The organism is Streptomyces sp. NPDC091272, from assembly GCF_044757485.1.
In the GTDB taxonomy this organism is placed as follows: Bacteria; Actinomycetota; Actinomycetes; order Streptomycetales; family Streptomycetaceae; genus Streptomyces.
This window is the reverse complement of the sequence record NZ_JBIVVC010000001.1, coordinates 849,088-865,492: the sequence shown is the minus strand read 5'-3', so window position 1 is coordinate 865,492 and position 16,405 is coordinate 849,088. Positions and strand designations below refer to the sequence as shown.

Below are 16,405 nucleotides of genomic sequence, written 5' to 3'. Positions count from 1 at the left end.
GGGTCACGACGGCGGGGATCTCGGCCGGTGCGCCGGTCACTTGGCCCCTCCCTCGGTGCGCTGCTGCCTCAGCCGGCCCGTCGCCCGCAGGACGTCGATGACGCCCTGGTCGCGTTCGGCGACGAGGTCCGCGATGGTGCGGCCTGCGGCCGCCTCGTCGCAGCCCGCCACCACGTCGTCGTACAACTTCTTGTCGAGTTCGGGTGCTTCGAGGCGGGTCCACGGGGATTTCAGGGACGGGCCGAAGTGGTCGAGCATGTGCGCCATGCCGCCCTCGCCGCCCGCGAGCGCGAAGGTGAGCATGGGGCCCATGAACGCCCAGCGCAGCCCGGGGCCCTCGGTGATCGAGTCGTCGATCTCGCGGACGGTGGCCTCGCCGTTGGCCACCATGTGCAGGGCCTCGCGCCACAGGGCTTCCTGGAGGCGGTTGGCGATGAAGCCGGGGACCTCGCGGTCCATGGTGATGACGGACTTTCCGGCGACCTCGTAGAAGCGCGAGGCCCAGGAGACGGCGTCCGCGGTGGTGCGCTCGCCGCCGACGACCTCGACGAGCGGGATGAGGTACGGCGGGTTGAACGGGTGGCCGACGACGAGGCGGCCAGGGTCGGCGGCCCCCGTCTGCATGTCGGTCATCGGATAGCCGGAGGTGGAGGAGGCGATGACGACGCCGGCGGGGGCGGCCGCGTCCAGCTGTCGCAGCAGGTCACGCTTGAGTTCGAGCTTCTCGGGCGCGCTCTCCTGGACGAACTGGGCGTCGGCGACGGCCTCCTGGAGGGTCGCGGTGACGGTCAGCCGGTCCCGCGAGGCGCCCTCGGCGAGCCCGAGCTGTATGAGGGCGGGCCAGGCGGCGTCGACGAGACGGCGCAGCTTCTGCCCGGCGTCGGGGGCCGGGTCCCAGGCGGTGACGTCGTAACCGCGGGCCAGGTAGTGGGCGACCCAGCCGCCGCCGATGACACCGGCGCCGACACAGGCGACACGGCGCACGTCCTCGGGGGCGCAGGGCGGGAGGGCGGATGTGGGGGAGGTCATGATGGGGGGAACTCCTCGTACGGGTGGCGGGTTTGACGAGACGTCAGGCAGGCGCGGAATCAGGCGCGCGGCTTGAGGCCGAGCTTGGCACGGGCCTCGTCCGGGGTGGCCACGCGGGAACCGAGCGACTCGGTGAGGGTGACGGCGCGCTCGACGAGCTGGGCGTTGGTGACCTTGTTGCCCTTGCCGAGATAGAGGTTGTCCTCCAGCCCGACGCGGACGTGCCCACCGAGCAGGATGGACTGGGCCGCCCACGGCATCTGCATCCGGCCGAGTGCGAAGCTGGCGAACTGGGCGTTCTCGGGAAGCATGTTGACCATCGCCTGGAGCACGCCCGGGTCGGCGGGGGCGCCCCACGGAATGCCCATGCACAGCTGGAACACGGTCGGGTCGTCGAGCAGGCCTTCGGCGAGCAGCTGCTTGGCGAACCACAGCTGGCCGGTGTCGAAGATCTCCAACTCCGGCCGTACGCCCAGCTCCTGGATGCGCCGGGCACCCGCGCGCAGCATGTCAGGGGTGGAGACGTAGAGGTTGCTGCCGTCGCCGAAGTTGAGCGAGCCGCAGTCGAGGGTGCAGATGTCGGGGAGCAGTTCCTCGACGTGCGGGAGACGGTCGAGGCCGCCGACGAGGTCGGTGCCGGGCAGCGGGAAGTTCTTGAGCGGCTGGTCCGGGTCGATGACCAGGTCGCCGCCCATGCCGGCGGTGAGGTTGATGACGACGTCGGTGCCGGTCTCCTTGATCCGCTCGACGACCTCGCGGTAGAGGCGCGGGTCGCGGGACGGGTCGCCGGTCTCGGGGTCGCGGACGTGGATGTGCACGACGGCGGCGCCCGCCCCCGCCGCTTCCACGGCCGATGTGGCTATTTGCTCGGGGGTGACCGGAACGTGCGGGCTCTTGCGGACGGTGTCGCCGGCGCCGGTGAGGGCGCAGGTGATGATGACGTCCTGGTTGACTGCCATGGGGAACTCCTTGCTGGTGGTGGAGGGGTACGGGTGGGGCGGAAGTCGGGTTCGTACCGGCGGCCCCGAGGCCGGTCTCTCGCTCAAGGCCTCGGAGCCGGCGGTCCCAAGGCGGCCGGTCTCACGCCGACGGCCGCCTGACCGTCGTCGCAGCGGCCGACCGGCCGAACGGCGGCCTCAGGGCAGGTTCGTGAGCGTGGCGTCCACGTAGGCGAGCAGCGCCTCGTGCATGTCCTCGGGGCCGGTGCCTCCTGCGACCGCCTCCCCAGGGGTGGAGGCGAGCACCTGGCTCGCCAGGCCGTCGATGAGCGCGGTCAGCCGCAGCGCCGCGGCCTCCGGGTCGGTGCCCGGCCGGAAGGCGCCCTGGGCGACGCCGCGCCGCAGGACGTCGGCGACGGTGGCCCGCCACTGCCGGTAGTACTCCACGTGCAGACGCCCCACGGCGGTCGACCGTGCCGCCTCGGCCCACAGGTCGAGCCACACCCGCCACTGGCGGCGCTGCTGTTCGCTGTAAGGGGTCTGCAGCTCGATGAGCCCGCGTAGCTCCCCCGCCGCGTCGGATTCCTGGGCCGCGCGGACGGCCCGCCGCGCGGTGTCCTCGTCCATGCACCATCTGACGGCGGCTTCGAGGAGGTCGTCCCGGCCGGGGAAGTGGTAGTGGATGGCGGCCGTGCTGGTGGCGCAGGCCGCAGCGATGTCCGCGACGCGCACCGCGTGGAAGCCGTGCTCGGCGATCAGCCTGACCGTCTCACGCACGATCTGGAGCGGCCGTCCGCCTTCGGGAGGCTGGTGCGCCGAGGTGGCCCGTGCTCGCCGGACGGGTGGTGGGGGCGGGGTACGGGACCCGAGCAGCCACCCCGCGTCCACGCCCGCGGTGTCCGCGATCCTGGCGAGTTCCCCGGCCGTGAAGCGCCGGGTGCCGCCGAGGGAACGGGACAGTTTCGACGGGTCGAGGACCACCCGGCGGGCGAACTCCCGCTGGCTGACCCCGGCCGCCGCGATGACCTGCCGGACGCGCTCGGCGACACCGGACGAGGTGTCGGCCGCCGGTCCCGCTGCTTCTTGCTGCATGGTGGGCCACCGTACCCATGCATTGAGGCAATCTCAACACCAGAACGCCATTCACGTGGCAGTTGCGATAGCGACTGACGCATCAGTCACTTTCGCAACACTCTCACTCCGACGAGCGCCACCGTCGGCGTCGACAGCTGCGATGCCGAATTCGCGTGCGGGTCCGAGGTGACGGTTTGTGCGCTGTGGAGACGGGACGCAGGCGCGCTCGGTCAAGTGGCGGTGCCCGCCGGTCGCAACCATGGCAACCGTCATGTTCGGAGCCGGGCCCGAAGAGCCCGGCCGCGTGACAGCCCCCGTGACGGGGCTTCGAAACGAGTGACCGGGGTTGGTCTCATGGGCAGGTCAAGCAGGCGACGCGGCAGGGCCGGGGCGGCGCGGAGGGCGCTGGTCGTACTCTCGGCGTTTCTCCTGGCGTGGGTGGCGGGCGCACCGCCGGCCGCGGCGTCGTGGAGCGAGGGGCGCTGGATCAACTCGGGCGAGAACGCGCGCACGCCCTCGTCCCCGTCGTACACCACCGACGGCACGACGCAGTGGCGGCTGGTGCGCGGCGACGACAACGGGCTGTGGATCTCCCGCAACAACGGCCCCGCTTCCAGGATGAACATCAACAGCGGTCCCGCCGGGGCCACTTATGTCGCTCCGGCCATCATTGCCACGCAGGGCCGGCTGTACGCCTTCCACACGGGCACCGACCGTCAGGTCTACTACAGCTTCAGTGTGCGAGGTAACGACTCGGGCTGGTGGACCGACTGGCGGGCGCTCCCCGGGTTCGCCGACACCAACATGGCGCCCACCGTGAGTGTGCTCGACACCTTGGGTTCGAACGTAGGGGTCTTCATCACCCGCACCAACGGCCACGTCGCCGGAGTCCGGATGGATGTCTCCCTGGACTCGTACCCGCGCTTCCCCACCGCGTGGGGTGAGGTCGCGTACGGCGTCTTCCGCTCTCGTCCGGATGTGACCAGCCGCTTCAACCCGGTCAACGGCCGCACGGAGATCGTCGCGGTGGCCACAGGGTCCGACGGCCACGTCTGGAGCGTGTTCAGCGACGGCACGCTCGGGGGCGGCATCGGTTACGCGCCCATATTCTTCGGTGACCTCGCCGAGACCATCCGTACCAGTCACGGCCCCCAGCGGCTGCCGGGCGCAGCCGCCGCCGGCGAGTGCACCTTCGCCCCGAGCATCGCCCGCGGTGGGCGCGACGACCGGCTGTCCAACGACACCTCCAGTGCGGACTTCCGTAACCAGCAAGGTCTGGCGATCGGCTGCATCAGCTCCAACGACGGCAACCTCTGGGTCACGCGCTCCTCCGACGGCGGGCGCAACGTCACCGGCTGGTCGTCCACCAGTGACGGCGCCGGCCCTTCCAACACCACCCCCGAACTCCACGGCCAGGGCGACGCCGTCTACGCCGCCCTCAGCTGGGACGGCGGCCAGGACCGCCGCTTCCCCGACCACGCCATCATCGAGAAGCGCCTGTAACGACCACCGCCGACGGCCCCTCGCGGACTCCCGCACCGACCCGAAGGACTGGCATGTCTCCCCTCTCTGATCTGGAAAAAATCGAACGCGTCAACGCGGGTGACCGCACCCCTGTGGTCTTCGTGCACGGCCTCTGGCTGCTGCCCAGCAGCTGGGACCGGTGGGCCGCCGTCTTCGAGGAGGCGGGGTACGCGCCGCTGACGCCGGGCTGGCCCGACGACCCCGAGACCGTGGCGCAGGCGCACGCGCACCCGGAGGTCTTCGCTGGCAAGAGCGTCGGTCAGGTCGCCGACCACCTCGGCGCGTTGCTGGGCAAGCTGCACCGCAGGCCGGTCGTCGTCGGGCACTCGTTCGGCGGCCTCGTCACACAGATGCTGGCCGGGCGCGGGCTGGCGGCCGCCTCGGTGGCCATCGACCCCGCCCCCTTCCGCGGCGTGCTCCCGCTGCCCTTCTCCTCGTTGCGGTCCTCCCGTCCGGTGCTCGGCAATCCGGCCAACTACCACCGGGCCGTCCCGCTGACGTACGAACAGTTCCGCTACGCCTTCGCCAACGCCGTCGGTGAGGAGGAGGCCAGGACACTGCACGAGACCTTCGCGGTCGCCGCCCCCGGCGAGCCCCTCTTCCAGGCCGCCACGGCGAACATCAACCCGTGGACCGAGGTCAAGGTCGACACCCTCAACCCGGAGCGCGGCCCGCTGCTGCTCCTGTCCGGTGAGAAGGACCACACCGTGCCGTGGGCCCTGACCAACGCCGCGTACAAGAAGCAGGCGCGCAACGCCGTCGCCGTCACCGAAATCAAGGAGATGGCGGGCCGCGGGCACTCCCTGACGATCGACAGCGGCTGGCGGGAGGTCTGCGACACGGCGCTGGCCTTCGTGCGGCGCTTCGCGCACTGAGGAACAGCTGCCGCAGCGGTGGGCGAGAATATGGCCAGGGGCCGGATCACCGGCCGGGTCGCTGGGGGGCGCCGTGCTGCTGCTGGATCTCGACACCGTTCCTGTGCGCGAACGCGCGGAGGCCTTCCGCCACGCGCTGACGGACGACAGTGTGCCCAACGACGTGTTCCACGAGGAGCCCGCAGGGGGCATTCGCGCCCGCATGGACGCGTGGCGGATCGGTGACCTGGACCTCTTCGCCACCCGCAACACGGGGTTCGAGGTCCGGCGTACGGAAAGGCATGTGCGGCACCACCGGGACCGCCCGGTGGTGTCCGTGTCCCTTCAGCCGCTGGGCACCCACCGTGCCGAGGTCGCTGGCACCCGCGCGCTGCTGGGTCCCGAGGACATCTGTGTCTTCCACGAGCTGTCACCGCGGGTGTACGGCTGGTCCGGCGACGCGGCCTCCCAGTCCGTGCTGTTCGACGCGGACCGCCTCGGTGTGCCGCCGAAGACCGTCGAGGAAGCCTCCCTGCGACTGGGGGCCAGCCCTCTGTACGGCCTGGTGCTCGCGCACCTGCGGGGGCTGTGGCGCGACCCGGGCCGCCTCACCGACGACCCCGGCGCACAGGCCCTCGCGACCGCGACCACGGGGCTCGTCCGGGCGCTCATGCTGTCGGCCGCCGGCTCCGAGGAGTCCGGCACGGTCCGCAGTGCCATGGACGAGACCCTGTTCACGCGCATCGAGTCCTATGTGCACGGGCACCTCGCGGACAGCGATCTGACGCCCGAGCGGATCGCCGCCGCCCACGCCGTCTCCGTACGCAAGCTCTATCAACTCCTGAGCACCGAGGGGCTGAGCCTGGAGCAGTGGCTGATCACCGAGCGGCTCACCAAGGCGCACCGCATGCTGGCCTCGCCCCGTTACGACCGCCTCACCGTCGCCGCGGTCGCCGCCCGGTGCGGGTTCCGCAGCCCCAGCCACTTCAGCCGCCGGTTCCAGGCCGCGTACGGGGCGGCGCCCGGTGAGTGGCGACGCCGGCACCGGGTCGGGGGCGGGCCTGCCTAGCGCGGCGGGGGACCGCGCTCGTCAGGCGGTGTGCAGGGCCGCGTGCAGGGTGTCCGTGACCTGGATGCGCGCCGCCTTGGACGCGTCCGTACCGCGCAGCAGGTCGAACAGGACGAAGCCGTGGATCGTGCCGTGGTAGCGGACCGACACCACCGGCACGTCGGCCTCCCGCAGCCGCGCCGCGTAGGCCTCTCCTTCGTCGCGCAGCACGTCCGCCTCAGCGGTGAGGACCAGGGCCGGCGGCAGGTGGCGGAGCCGGTCGACGTCCGCGCGCAGCGGCGAGACTCTGCGGTGCCGCCGGACCGCGGGGTCCGGTGCGTACTGCTGCCAGTACCGGAGCATGGCGGCCCTGCTCAGGAAATAGCCGTCGGCGAACTGCCGGTAGGACGCGGTGTCCATGGCGCCGTCCGTGACCGGGCAGACCAGTACCTGGTGGCAGAAGCGCGGCCCGCCGCGTTCCTGCGTCACCAGGGTGAGGGCCGCGGCGACCTGGGCGCCCGCGCTGGCGCCGACGACTGCCATGCGGGAGCCGTCCAGCCGGGCCTGCGCCCCGTGCCGGGCGATCCACCGGGCGACCGTGTACGCCCGTTCGACCGCACCGGGGTGACGGGCGTCCTCGGCGACGTCGTACTCGGGTACGACCACGGCGGCGTCCGCGCCGAGCACCAGGTCCGACACCAGCTGCCGGTGCGCGGTCGCGTCGGTCAGCATCCAGCCGAAGCCGTGCAGGTAGAGGACGACGGGCAGGGCCTCGTCGCTGTCGGCGGGGCGCAGGATGCGCACCCTGATCCGCTTGCCGTCGTCGCCAGGCAACGCCAGCCACTCCTCCTCGACATCGGGGTCGTCGTGTCCGTCGCTGTCCCAGAGGGACGCCATCCGGGCGCGGGAGGAGGCGGCATCGATGCCCGGGGCGCAGGGCCATGCGCATGTCGCGAGGAAGTCCCGGGTCCCTCGTTCGAGGGCGGGGGGAACGGGCGTCGCCCCAGGGGCGGGCGCGTCTTCTTCCACGGGTTCCACGGGATCTCCTGCGCGGGGTGTACCACGGGGCCGCACGCGGCGCGTTCCACCGGCACGATCGGGCACGTGAACGTTCATGCCCGTCCCACCGTAGGCGTTGGGGGCGGGCTCCGGGCCGGGCCACCGTACAGACCCGTGCCGCTGCGTGCACACTTCGGGGCCGTCGACGCTCACCCCGCCCCTGGCTGTACGCGGTTCGCGACGAAGTGCAGTCATATGACCTAACGCCGCCGCGGGCAAAGGCCCCAGAGTCGGCGGAGGGGTCGTGGGGCGGTGCGAGCCGCCGCCCCCCGCACCGTGCACGTGTTGAGGACGTGCCCGGACTCAGGACGGAAGGGGAATCCCGTGAGGAATCGTTCCGGGACCGCGGCTCCGCCCGGCGCCGACACCGCCGCCGGGTGGGCGGGTGCGCTGTCGCAGTGGCTGACACCGGTGGCACCGGGGCCCCACCACCGCGAGCCTGTCGACGGGGTGGTGACGGCACATCACTTCGGGTACGTCAGGATGCTCACCTGTGTGTCCGGGCCGCTCCCTTCCGGGCCGCTCCCCTCCGGGCCGTCCTCCGGGCCGCTCCCCTCCGGGCCGTCCTCCGGGCCGATCCCTTCCGTGCCGTCCTCCGGGCCGCTCCCTTCCCGGCCGTCCTCCGGCTCGCTGCATCTCGTACGGGACACGGGCAGGGCTGTGCAGGCCCCGGACGCGATCGCCCTGGTCCTCCTCCTGGGTGACCGGGGCGGAACGGCGGAGCTGGGCCAGGAGGGGCGTACGTCCCTGCTGCGGGGCGGGCAGTTCGCCCTCGTCGACCTGCGCGAGGACTTTGCCCTGCGGGCCGAGGGGGCCGTCGACTGTGTCCTGTTCCGTCTGCCCCTGCACGCACTGCACGTACCTCCGCCCGCCCTGCGGTCCGCCACCGCGCGGGCCCTCCCCGCGAGCGGATCCTCCGGGCCGCTGATGCCCCTGCTGACACATCTGGCGCGGGCCGCTTCGGACCGGTCCGCGGCGACGGCGTCGCGGGTGGTGCGCGAGCGGCTCGGCGGGATCGTCACAGATCAGGTGGCTGCCCTGGTCGAGGACCTCGCGCAGGACGCCGGGCCGGTGGCTGTGGCGGGCCCCGGACAACTGGTGGCGGCGGTACGCGCGTACGTGGACGGCAATCTCGGCGACCTGGACCTGACGGCCGAGCGGATCGCGCGGGCACACCGGATCTCGGTCCGCTATCTGCACCGTCTCTTCGAGAGCGAGGACCTCACGGTGGGCAGGCTGATCCAGCTCCGCCGCGTCGAACGGTGCGCGGAGGAACTGGCCCGGCGCGAGCGGGTGGGGCCGTCCATCGCGGTGGTGGCGGCGCGTTGGGGGTTTCGCAGCGCGGCGCACTTCAGCCGTTCCTTCAAGGCGGTGCACGGCCACCCCCCGCAGCAGTGGCGGCGGCTGGTGTCGGGCGGCTGAGTGGTCCGGGGCGCCGATCGGCCGGACGCGGCCGGCGCCCGGGAGGAAGGCGTGGCGGTCAGCCGGAGTGCGCTGCGGTGCGAGATCCCGGGGGTGGCGGAACGCGGCCGTCCCGCCAGTCGCTCGGCGACATCCCGTACACCGCGCGGAAGCTGCGGCTGAAGTGGGTGGGGCTGGCGAAGCCCCAGCGCCGGGAGACCGCCGACACGGTGCTGTCGGCGCTGCTCGGACGGGCCAGTTCCCGCCGTGCCTCCTCCAGTCGGCGGTGCTGTATCCACCGGCCGATCGTGCGGCCGTGACCCTCGAAGAGCTTGTGGAGGTAGCGGATCGAGAGGTGCTGGGCGGCGGCGACCGAAGCGGGCGTGAGGTCGCGGTCCCAGAGGTGGGCGTCTATGTACGCGTACAGCCGGCGCATCAGTATCTCGCGGCTCTCCGCCCCCGGCCCGCCACCGGGTTCCGGGTCGCCCTGGCCCCGCGTCACGACATCGTCGCTGAGCTCACTGCCCTCGGTGCCGTCGACACCCTCGACGGCGTCGGCGACCAGCAGAGGTGTCAGTTCGGCGACGCTGCCCGCCATCCGGAGGGCTTCGCGAGGTGAGCGCACGGAGGCCGGGTTCGCGAGTTCGCGTACGAGGGCAGCGAGCAGGGGCGCGACCGGACCATCGGCGAACGGGGCGCCCCGGTAGAGGAGTTCCTCCTGCCGGGCGGTGAGGACGAGCGAGCGGCGCGGCATCCGCACCAGGTGAACTTCGTACGCCCCGAACTCGCGCAGCACGAAGGGCTCAGCGCCGTCGCAGGCGAACAGGTCGCCCGGACCGCACACCTCGGTGCCGCCCCGGCGGGCGAGTTCCGTCCCGGCACCGACGGGATCCGCCTCGCCCCGGACGAGTTCCGCCTCGCCGCCGGCCTGGAGTGCGAGCAGCAGGTTCGGGCCGCTCCCGGTGTCCTCGGGCGCTCGGACGTCAGCGGGGGCCGTGCCCCGGAGCGTCGTGAGGGAGAGGAAGCCGACGGTGCGGGAGGGGCCGTCCGCACCGGCTCGGGTGGCCGTGAGCGTCGGATTCATGGGGGTCCCCCTGGAAGAACGAGAAGAAGCATCGTGCGGTGGAACGTCCGCCTTGCGGGACGTGTGGCGCGGAGGTTGGGCAGGTGGGTACGTGTGGCGCGGAGGTTGGGCCGGTGGGTACGTGCGCCCCACGCTTTCCGGCACCAGCCTGCCGCGCTCCCGCACGGGTTGCGAGACGACCGGGTGTGCTGTTCACGGAGGGGCAATCGTTGTGCACACAGGGGCACTCCAGGGGTGTCATCATGTGGCTGGCCTGCGCAAACGTGACTGCGGGGCAGAGCCGAGGGGGTGTCATGGCCGAGGAGAGGAACGGCGCGGCGCTCGTCGGCCGCCAGCGCGAGCGTCTGTTGCTTGAGCAGGCGCTGGACAGCGCCCGGCTGGGATCGGGCGGCTCGGTGACCGTGCTGCGGGGTGAGCCCGGCATCGGCAAGACCGCGCTGCTGGACTGGACTGCGGGGCGCGCCGGGCACAGCGGCTTCACCGTTCTGCGGGCCGCCGGGCACGCGTCGGAGGCAGGCGTCGCCTTCGGCGTGCTGAACCAGGTGCTGCTGCCGCTGCGAAGCCTCCCGGGCCCCCCGGCCGGGCAGCACTCCGACCCTGAGCAGCACACCCGCCCCGGGCCTCATCCTCTTCCCGGCGCGCAGCAGGACGCTCTCGACCGGGTGCTCGGCCTGCGCGCGGGCCTGCCCCCCGACGGTTTCATGGTGGGCGCCGCGGCTCTCGCCCTGCTCGCGGACCGGGCGCGCCGCGGTCCGGTACTGGTCCTGGTGGACGACCTGCACTGGGTGGACCCCTCCAGCGCCGCCGTCCTCGCCTTCGTACGGCAGCGGATCTGCGGGTTGCGTGCCGCCCTGGTGTGCACCAGCCGCCCCGACCCGGCCGCGCCGGAAGGGTGGTCCGGCCAACCGGTGGACATCGGGGCGCTGTCGGGCGAGGACTCCCGTCTGCTGCTGCGGCGGTGGCACCCGGGGCTCGCCGGGTCCACCGCCGAGCGGGTGGCCGCCGAGGCCGAGGGCAATCCGCTGGCCCTGGCCGAACTTCCCGGCCAGTTGGCCGACGAGCAGATCACCGGGGTCGTGCCCCTGCCGGACCGGTTGCCCCTCGGGCAGCGACTGGAGACGCACTTCGCCAGGCGGTTGGCCGACCTGCCCCCGCAGGCGGCGGAACTGCTGCTGCGCGCAGCTCTCGACGGTCCGGGCGCAGCCAGGGCAGTGACTCCCCTCCCACGGGCCGGGGCCGAAGAACCGGCGGTCGCGCACACCCTCGACCGGGAGCGGACGGAGGTCCTCCTCGACCGCATCGAGGCGAGCGGCCTGGCCCGGCTGGACGAGGCCGGGCGGTTGGTCTTCCGGCACCCGTTGGTGGGCAGCGCGGTGATCGGGGCGGCCACGCAGGACCAACGGCGCGGCGCGCACCGCGCACTGGCCTCCCGTATGCACGGAGCAGACCCTCGGCGGCTGCTGCACGAGGCAGCGGCGGCCGAGGGATACGACGAGTCGCTCGCCGTACGCCTCCAGGAGGCCGGCGAGCACCTCGCGCTGCGCGGCGGTGACGCGGAGGCGGCCCGCCTGCTGGACCGGGCGGCCGGTCTCTCGGCCGACCCCGGCAACAGGGTGCGCAGGCTGACCTGGGCGGCTGTGATGTCGGCCAGGGGCGGGCGGCTCGCGTACGCGGCGCGCCTGGTGGAAACGCTGAGGCGGCAGGAGGTGCCGCAGGACGTCGCCCCGCTGTTCGCGTACGCGGTGGTGTACGTGGACCAGAGCCACCACATCGACTTCGCCTCGACGTTCTCGCTGCTGCCCGGCGCGTTGGACGCACTGACCAGGGCCGACGGGAGAGAGCACGGCCCGGGGGGCGCCAGGGCGGGCAGGGTCCATGCCCTGCACGACCTCGTCGAGCAGATGGTGTTCAAGCTGCTGCTGGCAACCGTGTACACCGGCGATCCGCGGGGGACGGCGACGCTGGGGCGGTATCGCCACCACCTGTCGCCCGCCGCGGCGTTGTGCCTGCGCGCCTGGGCGGACCCCCCGCGCACGGCGCACGGCGCCCATGCGGACCTGCTCACGCACGTCGAGCGCGCGTCAACCCGGCGGGAGGCCGGCAACGCGTGGTTGCTGCTGTGGGCAGCCACTGCCGTGGACGGCGCAGGGCCTGAGCTGTGGCGACTGTTCAGCGGCGAGCACGCGTACGCCACCCGGGGGTCCGTCGCGAAGTCCCGCTGCTACCAGGCGTTCCTGGAGGGCCGGTGGGACATGGCGGGGGAATGCCTCGCGGAGGCGGACACCGCGGAGGACCGGGGATACCACTGCAACGCACTGCTTTTCCGTCACTACCACGCGCACTTCCTGGCGGGCCGCGGGGACGAGCGGGGGCTGCACGAGGTGCGGGAGCGGATCGGCGCACGGGCCGCGTCGGCCCGGATGCGCTTCGTGACTGACCACCTGGACAGGCTCGACGCCCTGGCGGCGATGGCGCACGGGCGCTACGCCGAGGCGTACGCGGGGCTGTGCCGGGCGTCGGCCGGGGGTGACGGGGTCGGTACGGGTGAACTGCCGCTCTCCGCTGCCTTGTTCCGCCCTGTGGGCGGTCCTTCCTGGTTCCACCTGACGTTCTTCGATCTCGTCCTCGCGGGCGTGCGCAGCGGGCACCGGGAGCAGGTGCGGACCCTCGTCGCGGCCGGGCGGGCCGCGCGCATGGACGAGATCTCCGGGCACCACCACTTCCTGCTCGCCGCCGCGACCGCGCTGTCGGCGGCGGTTGACGAGGGCGGGGCGGACGGTGGGACGGACGGCGGGACGGGACGCGGGTCTGCGGACGCGGCCTATGCGGCGGCCTACGCCGTGCCGGATGCCGGACGCTGGGTCTTCGACCTGGCCCGGTTGCGGCTGGCGCACGGTTCCTGGCTGCGCAGTCGGGGGCGGCCGGAAGAGGCGTCGGGTCCCCTGCGGGCGGCACTTCGCGCCTTCGAGGACCTGGACGCGGCCCCGTGGGCCGACCAGTGCCGGGCGGAATTGCGTACGACACAGGTCCCCCCGGCCAGGACCGCCAACCCCGCGCCGGACACGGGGCATTCACCCCTGACGGTCCAGGAGTTGCGCATCGCTCGGCTCGTGGCAACCGGGCTGACGAACAGGGAGGTGGGGGCGGAGTTGCGGTTGTCGCACCGCACGGTGTCCGCGCACCTCTACCGGATCTTCCCGAAGCTGGGCATCACCTCACGTGCCGCCCTGGCACGGGCGCTGCCGGACGGCTGACCCGCCGCACGTCGCGCGAGCGGCGTGTCACCCGTGCCTGCTGATCTCGTCGAGGGCGCGGGCGAGAGCGGCACGCGTCGTGATGCCAAGCTTCGGGAACAGCTTGTAGAGGTACGCGCCGATGGTGCGCGGGGAGAGCCCCAGCCGGTCCCCGATCTGACGGTTGGACAATCCCTCTGCGGCGAGCCCGGCGATTCTCAACTCCTGTGCGGTGAGCGACGATTGGGGGCCGTTACCGCGGCTTACCCCCTCCCGCCCCTCCGAAGTGAGGCCCTCCGGGTCAAGGCCCTCCAGTTCACGGGCTGCCTGCGTCGCCCAGGGTGTGGCACCCAAGCCGGTGAAGGCCGTGAGCGCGGCACGCAGATGGGATGCGGCAAGGCCGTGCGGTCCGAGCTGCCGGAGCCGTCTGCCGTGGGCGAGGCGGGCTCTGGCGAGGGGGAAGGGCCACCGATCGGCTCCGCCGTGGGCGTAGACGGCTGCGTACCGTGCCTCCCGCTCCTCGTCATCGGCTGCGAGGGCCTCCGCGACCGTCACGAGGAAGGAGTGGTGGGGCGACCTGTGGGCGATGCCCGCCGCCCTGACCGCGCGCAGCTGCCGTCGGGCGAGCGTCCCGCGTCCACTGCCGACCGCCGCCTGCGTCCAATCGACGAGGGACAGATGGAGCCAGGGAGTACGCCGGGCGAGCGTGCCGCCCGGAACGAGGACCGCCGCGTGGTGCCAAGCCTCGTCGACGCGACCGTGCGCGAGTGCGCACTGCACACGGAGCCAGTCCCAGCGCTCGGCGACCGCACGCAAGCGCTGTTCCCTCGCCCGGGGCGCGAAGACGGCTTCCCGCGCGGCGAGGGCGTCACGGTCGCCGCGAGCGGCAAGCACCTGTGCTTCGTGGAGCGCGAACAGCGTCTCGTGAAACGCGTAGCCGTATGCGGCGGATTCCCGCGCGCCCCGCCGGGACTCCTCAAGCGCCTCGTCCCACCGCCCGTGCAGGAAGTGGTCATGGGCGCGCAGTCCGTCGACGAAGGCGGGCGCGGAGAACGCGGAGCGCCGCACGAGGGGCTTGACCGTCGCCCCGTACTCGCCCACCTGATCCACGGCCGCGGCCGTCCACAGCAGCAGCCAGGAAGCCGCGCTCTCCCGCGGCGCAACACCGTGCGCCGTCGGCCTCGCCTGCGGTCCGAACAGCCCGTCGCCGTGCGCCGTCGCCTCCCGCCCCGTCCAGGCCCGCAGGCACAGGGCTGCCTCCTCGGACACGCCCGGCGCATGCCGCTCCACTGCGGCCCACGCCCGTTCGTCCGCCGTATGGACGGCGACGATCATGAGCAGCAGGAGACTCGGCCCGAGCAGACCTGCCCTGTACGTGCGGCCCGCCGGCGAGGCCAGCAGGTCCATCGCCGCCGGAAGCAGCTCGGCCGCCGGTACGGGGTCGCCGTCGAGCAGCAGCCGGGTGTACGCGACGACGAAGGCGTACGAGGGCGGGGGCCCAGGTGTCGCGGGGCGTGCCTCGGACTCGGCCCGGGTGCGAAGTTCCGCCGCCAGTCGCACACGTCCGCCGCGGGCGGCCATGAGCGCGCCGGACACCAGGCGGGTGGCCCGGTCGGTGGCCTGCGAGCTGAGGGAGGCCGCGCGCGCCATCACGCCTGCTGCCTCCGCGTCACTGCCCCCGGCGGCCATGTCCTGCGCCTCCCTGGCCAGCAGGGCCGCGAGTTCGTCGTCCGTGCCGATCGTCGCGGCTGCCCGATGCATGAGATGCGGCCGGCTCCCGGCGGGCAGGGCGTCGGCGAGCACCCGGTGTGCCGTCCGGCGCTGCGCCGGTGAGGCGAGGTGCACCAGTCCGCCCCGTACCAGCGGGTGGTGGAGGACGACCGCGTCGCGTGCCTCGTCCGCGCGCGCCAGCCCGGACCCGGCCACCTCGTTCCACACCGCCGCCGCCCGCGCACCGGCCACGGACTCATGGGCCGCGACTCCCCGCAGGAAGGAGACACGCCGGGCGGACCTCCCCGCGAGCGCGATAACCAGCAGCAGGCGGCGGGCCTCGTCGGACAGCATGCGCAGCCGGGGCGCGTACAACCCGCCGAGTCGGTCACCGAGTGGCAACTCGTCGTGGAACTGGAGGAGTTCGGCCTCCTCGGGATCGACCAGGAAGGCCGGGTGGTCCTGGGCGGCGGCTCGCAGTCTCGGGGGGAGTTCGTGCAGGGCCAGCGGATTTCCGCCGGCGGTCCGCAGCACCCATCGGCGCGCCAGGTCGGGCAGCCAGGGGTGGAGCCTGCGCAGCAACGCCTCGGAGCACGCCTCGTCCAGGGGGCCCAGACGGACCGTCCGGTCCCACAGCGTGTCGTCTGCGCGCACTCCGTACGGCTCCGGACCCCCGGCTTCCGTGGTGTGGGCAGGAGCCGTGACCGTCCGGGTGGCGCCGATCACGACCACCGGCAGCGGGGCCGGTCGGCGGACCAGCCGGCCGAAGACGGCGGCGCTGGCGGCATCCGCCCACTGGAGGTCGTCCAGGAGCAGCACGAGGGGCCGGACGGCGGCGGCGTCGGCCACCAGGCAGTGAACCGCTTCGGCGACCGCGCCCCACCGCGGCGACTGCCCGCCACGTACTCCCAACGCCCTTTCGAGAACGGCCCGCTGACTGGCTGTCAGCAAACCCGGGGCTGCTTCACCGAGCAGCGGCCAGAGCACTTGGTGCAGAGCTGCGTAGGGCAGCTCGGACTCAGCCTCGGACCCTGCCATACGCAGGACCCGCAATCCCTTGTGCCGGGCCATGGACTCGGCGACCGCGAGCAGTGCGGTCCTGCCCGTTCCTGGTTCGCCCCGCAGGACGACGGAGGTGCCGACGGGGGGTACCGGAGCCGGGACGCACGCCCTCGGCACGGCGGTGCCGGTCACACCGTCCAGCGCCGCTTCGATGATCCGTGTCTGCTCGTCCCGTCCGGTGAGCGCGGGAAAGACGTGTCCCGTCGGCGCAGGACGGGGCTGTCCCGTCAGGAGCGGAGTGCTCCGGGGCCCGTCTCCGGACTCGCTCCCGCCGCTGTTCACTGTCCGTGTCCCCACCCCTGGCCCCGTTCCCCTCCCCTCAGTACACCAGACGGGGCAGGCTGCGGGAGGGGTACGGGCCAGGGGGCAGACCGGTACGACCCGCGTCC

11 protein-coding genes are annotated in these 16,405 nt (G+C 73.1%); 5 read left to right on the top strand and 6 right to left on the bottom strand.

Annotated elements, in window-relative coordinates; genetic code table 11:
* Positions 1-36 precede the first annotated feature (36 nt).
* The 3 genes from ACIQM4_RS03535 to ACIQM4_RS03525 all read right to left on the bottom strand — a co-directional run bounded on the left by ACIQM4_RS03535 (position 37) and on the right by ACIQM4_RS03525 (position 3,059).
* Positions 37-1,029, bottom strand: a complete 993-nt coding sequence (locus tag ACIQM4_RS03535; protein ID WP_401585363.1) for a 3-hydroxyacyl-CoA dehydrogenase NAD-binding domain-containing protein — start codon at positions 1,027-1,029, stop codon at positions 37-39.
* Positions 1,030-1,088: 59 nt separating this feature from the next.
* Positions 1,089-1,988, bottom strand: coding sequence for a 3-keto-5-aminohexanoate cleavage protein (locus ACIQM4_RS03530; RefSeq protein WP_401585360.1), 900 nt, complete (start codon positions 1,986-1,988; stop codon positions 1,089-1,091).
* 177 nt (positions 1,989-2,165) lie between these two features.
* Positions 2,166-3,059, bottom strand: a complete 894-nt coding sequence (locus tag ACIQM4_RS03525; protein ID WP_401585357.1) for a TetR family transcriptional regulator C-terminal domain-containing protein — start codon at positions 3,057-3,059, stop codon at positions 2,166-2,168.
* A 336-nt stretch (positions 3,060-3,395) separates the two neighbouring features.
* Here ACIQM4_RS03525 and ACIQM4_RS03520 point away from each other — a divergent pair, with 336 nt between their 5' ends.
* The 3 genes from ACIQM4_RS03520 (at position 3,396) to ACIQM4_RS03510 (ending at position 6,488) form a co-directional block, all read left to right on the top strand.
* Positions 3,396-4,544 carry a hypothetical protein gene (locus tag ACIQM4_RS03520; protein ID WP_401585354.1) on the top strand — a complete coding sequence of 383 codons (1,149 nt, stop codon included), beginning with the start codon at positions 3,396-3,398 and terminating at the stop codon, positions 4,542-4,544.
* Between the two features lie 53 nt (positions 4,545-4,597).
* A complete protein-coding gene (locus ACIQM4_RS03515; protein ID WP_401585351.1) occupies positions 4,598-5,440 on the top strand; it encodes an alpha/beta hydrolase in 843 nt (280 codons plus the stop codon).
* A gap of 73 nt (positions 5,441-5,513) precedes the next feature.
* Positions 5,514-6,488: an AraC family transcriptional regulator gene (locus ACIQM4_RS03510; RefSeq protein WP_401585348.1), complete on the top strand. Its 975-nt coding sequence runs from the start codon at positions 5,514-5,516 to the stop codon at positions 6,486-6,488.
* A gap of 21 nt (positions 6,489-6,509) precedes the next feature.
* On the opposite strand, the gene ACIQM4_RS03505 is transcribed toward ACIQM4_RS03510, so the two are convergent.
* Complete coding sequence (locus ACIQM4_RS03505; protein WP_401586100.1) at positions 6,510-7,496, bottom strand: alpha/beta hydrolase; 987 nt, start codon at positions 7,494-7,496, stop codon at positions 6,510-6,512.
* A 354-nt stretch (positions 7,497-7,850) separates the two neighbouring features.
* Here ACIQM4_RS03505 and ACIQM4_RS03500 point away from each other — a divergent pair, with 354 nt between their 5' ends.
* Positions 7,851-8,948, top strand: coding sequence for a helix-turn-helix domain-containing protein (locus ACIQM4_RS03500; protein ID WP_401585346.1), 1,098 nt, complete (start codon positions 7,851-7,853; stop codon positions 8,946-8,948).
* Positions 8,949-9,006: 58 nt separating this feature from the next.
* On the opposite strand, the gene ACIQM4_RS03495 is transcribed toward ACIQM4_RS03500, so the two are convergent.
* Positions 9,007-10,011, bottom strand: a complete 1,005-nt coding sequence (locus ACIQM4_RS03495; RefSeq protein ID WP_401585343.1) for an AraC family transcriptional regulator — start codon at positions 10,009-10,011, stop codon at positions 9,007-9,009.
* 293 nt (positions 10,012-10,304) lie between these two features.
* On the opposite strand from ACIQM4_RS03495, the gene ACIQM4_RS03490 reads away from it, so the two are divergent.
* A complete protein-coding gene (locus ACIQM4_RS03490) occupies positions 10,305-13,265 on the top strand; it encodes an AAA family ATPase (RefSeq protein ID WP_401585340.1) in 2,961 nt (986 codons plus the stop codon).
* Positions 13,266-13,292: 27 nt separating this feature from the next.
* Here ACIQM4_RS03490 and ACIQM4_RS03485 read toward each other — a convergent pair whose 3' ends face one another.
* Positions 13,293-16,298, bottom strand: a complete 3,006-nt coding sequence (locus tag ACIQM4_RS03485) for an ATP-binding protein (protein ID WP_401585337.1) — start codon at positions 16,296-16,298, stop codon at positions 13,293-13,295.
* Between the last annotated feature and the right edge of the window lie 107 nt (positions 16,299-16,405).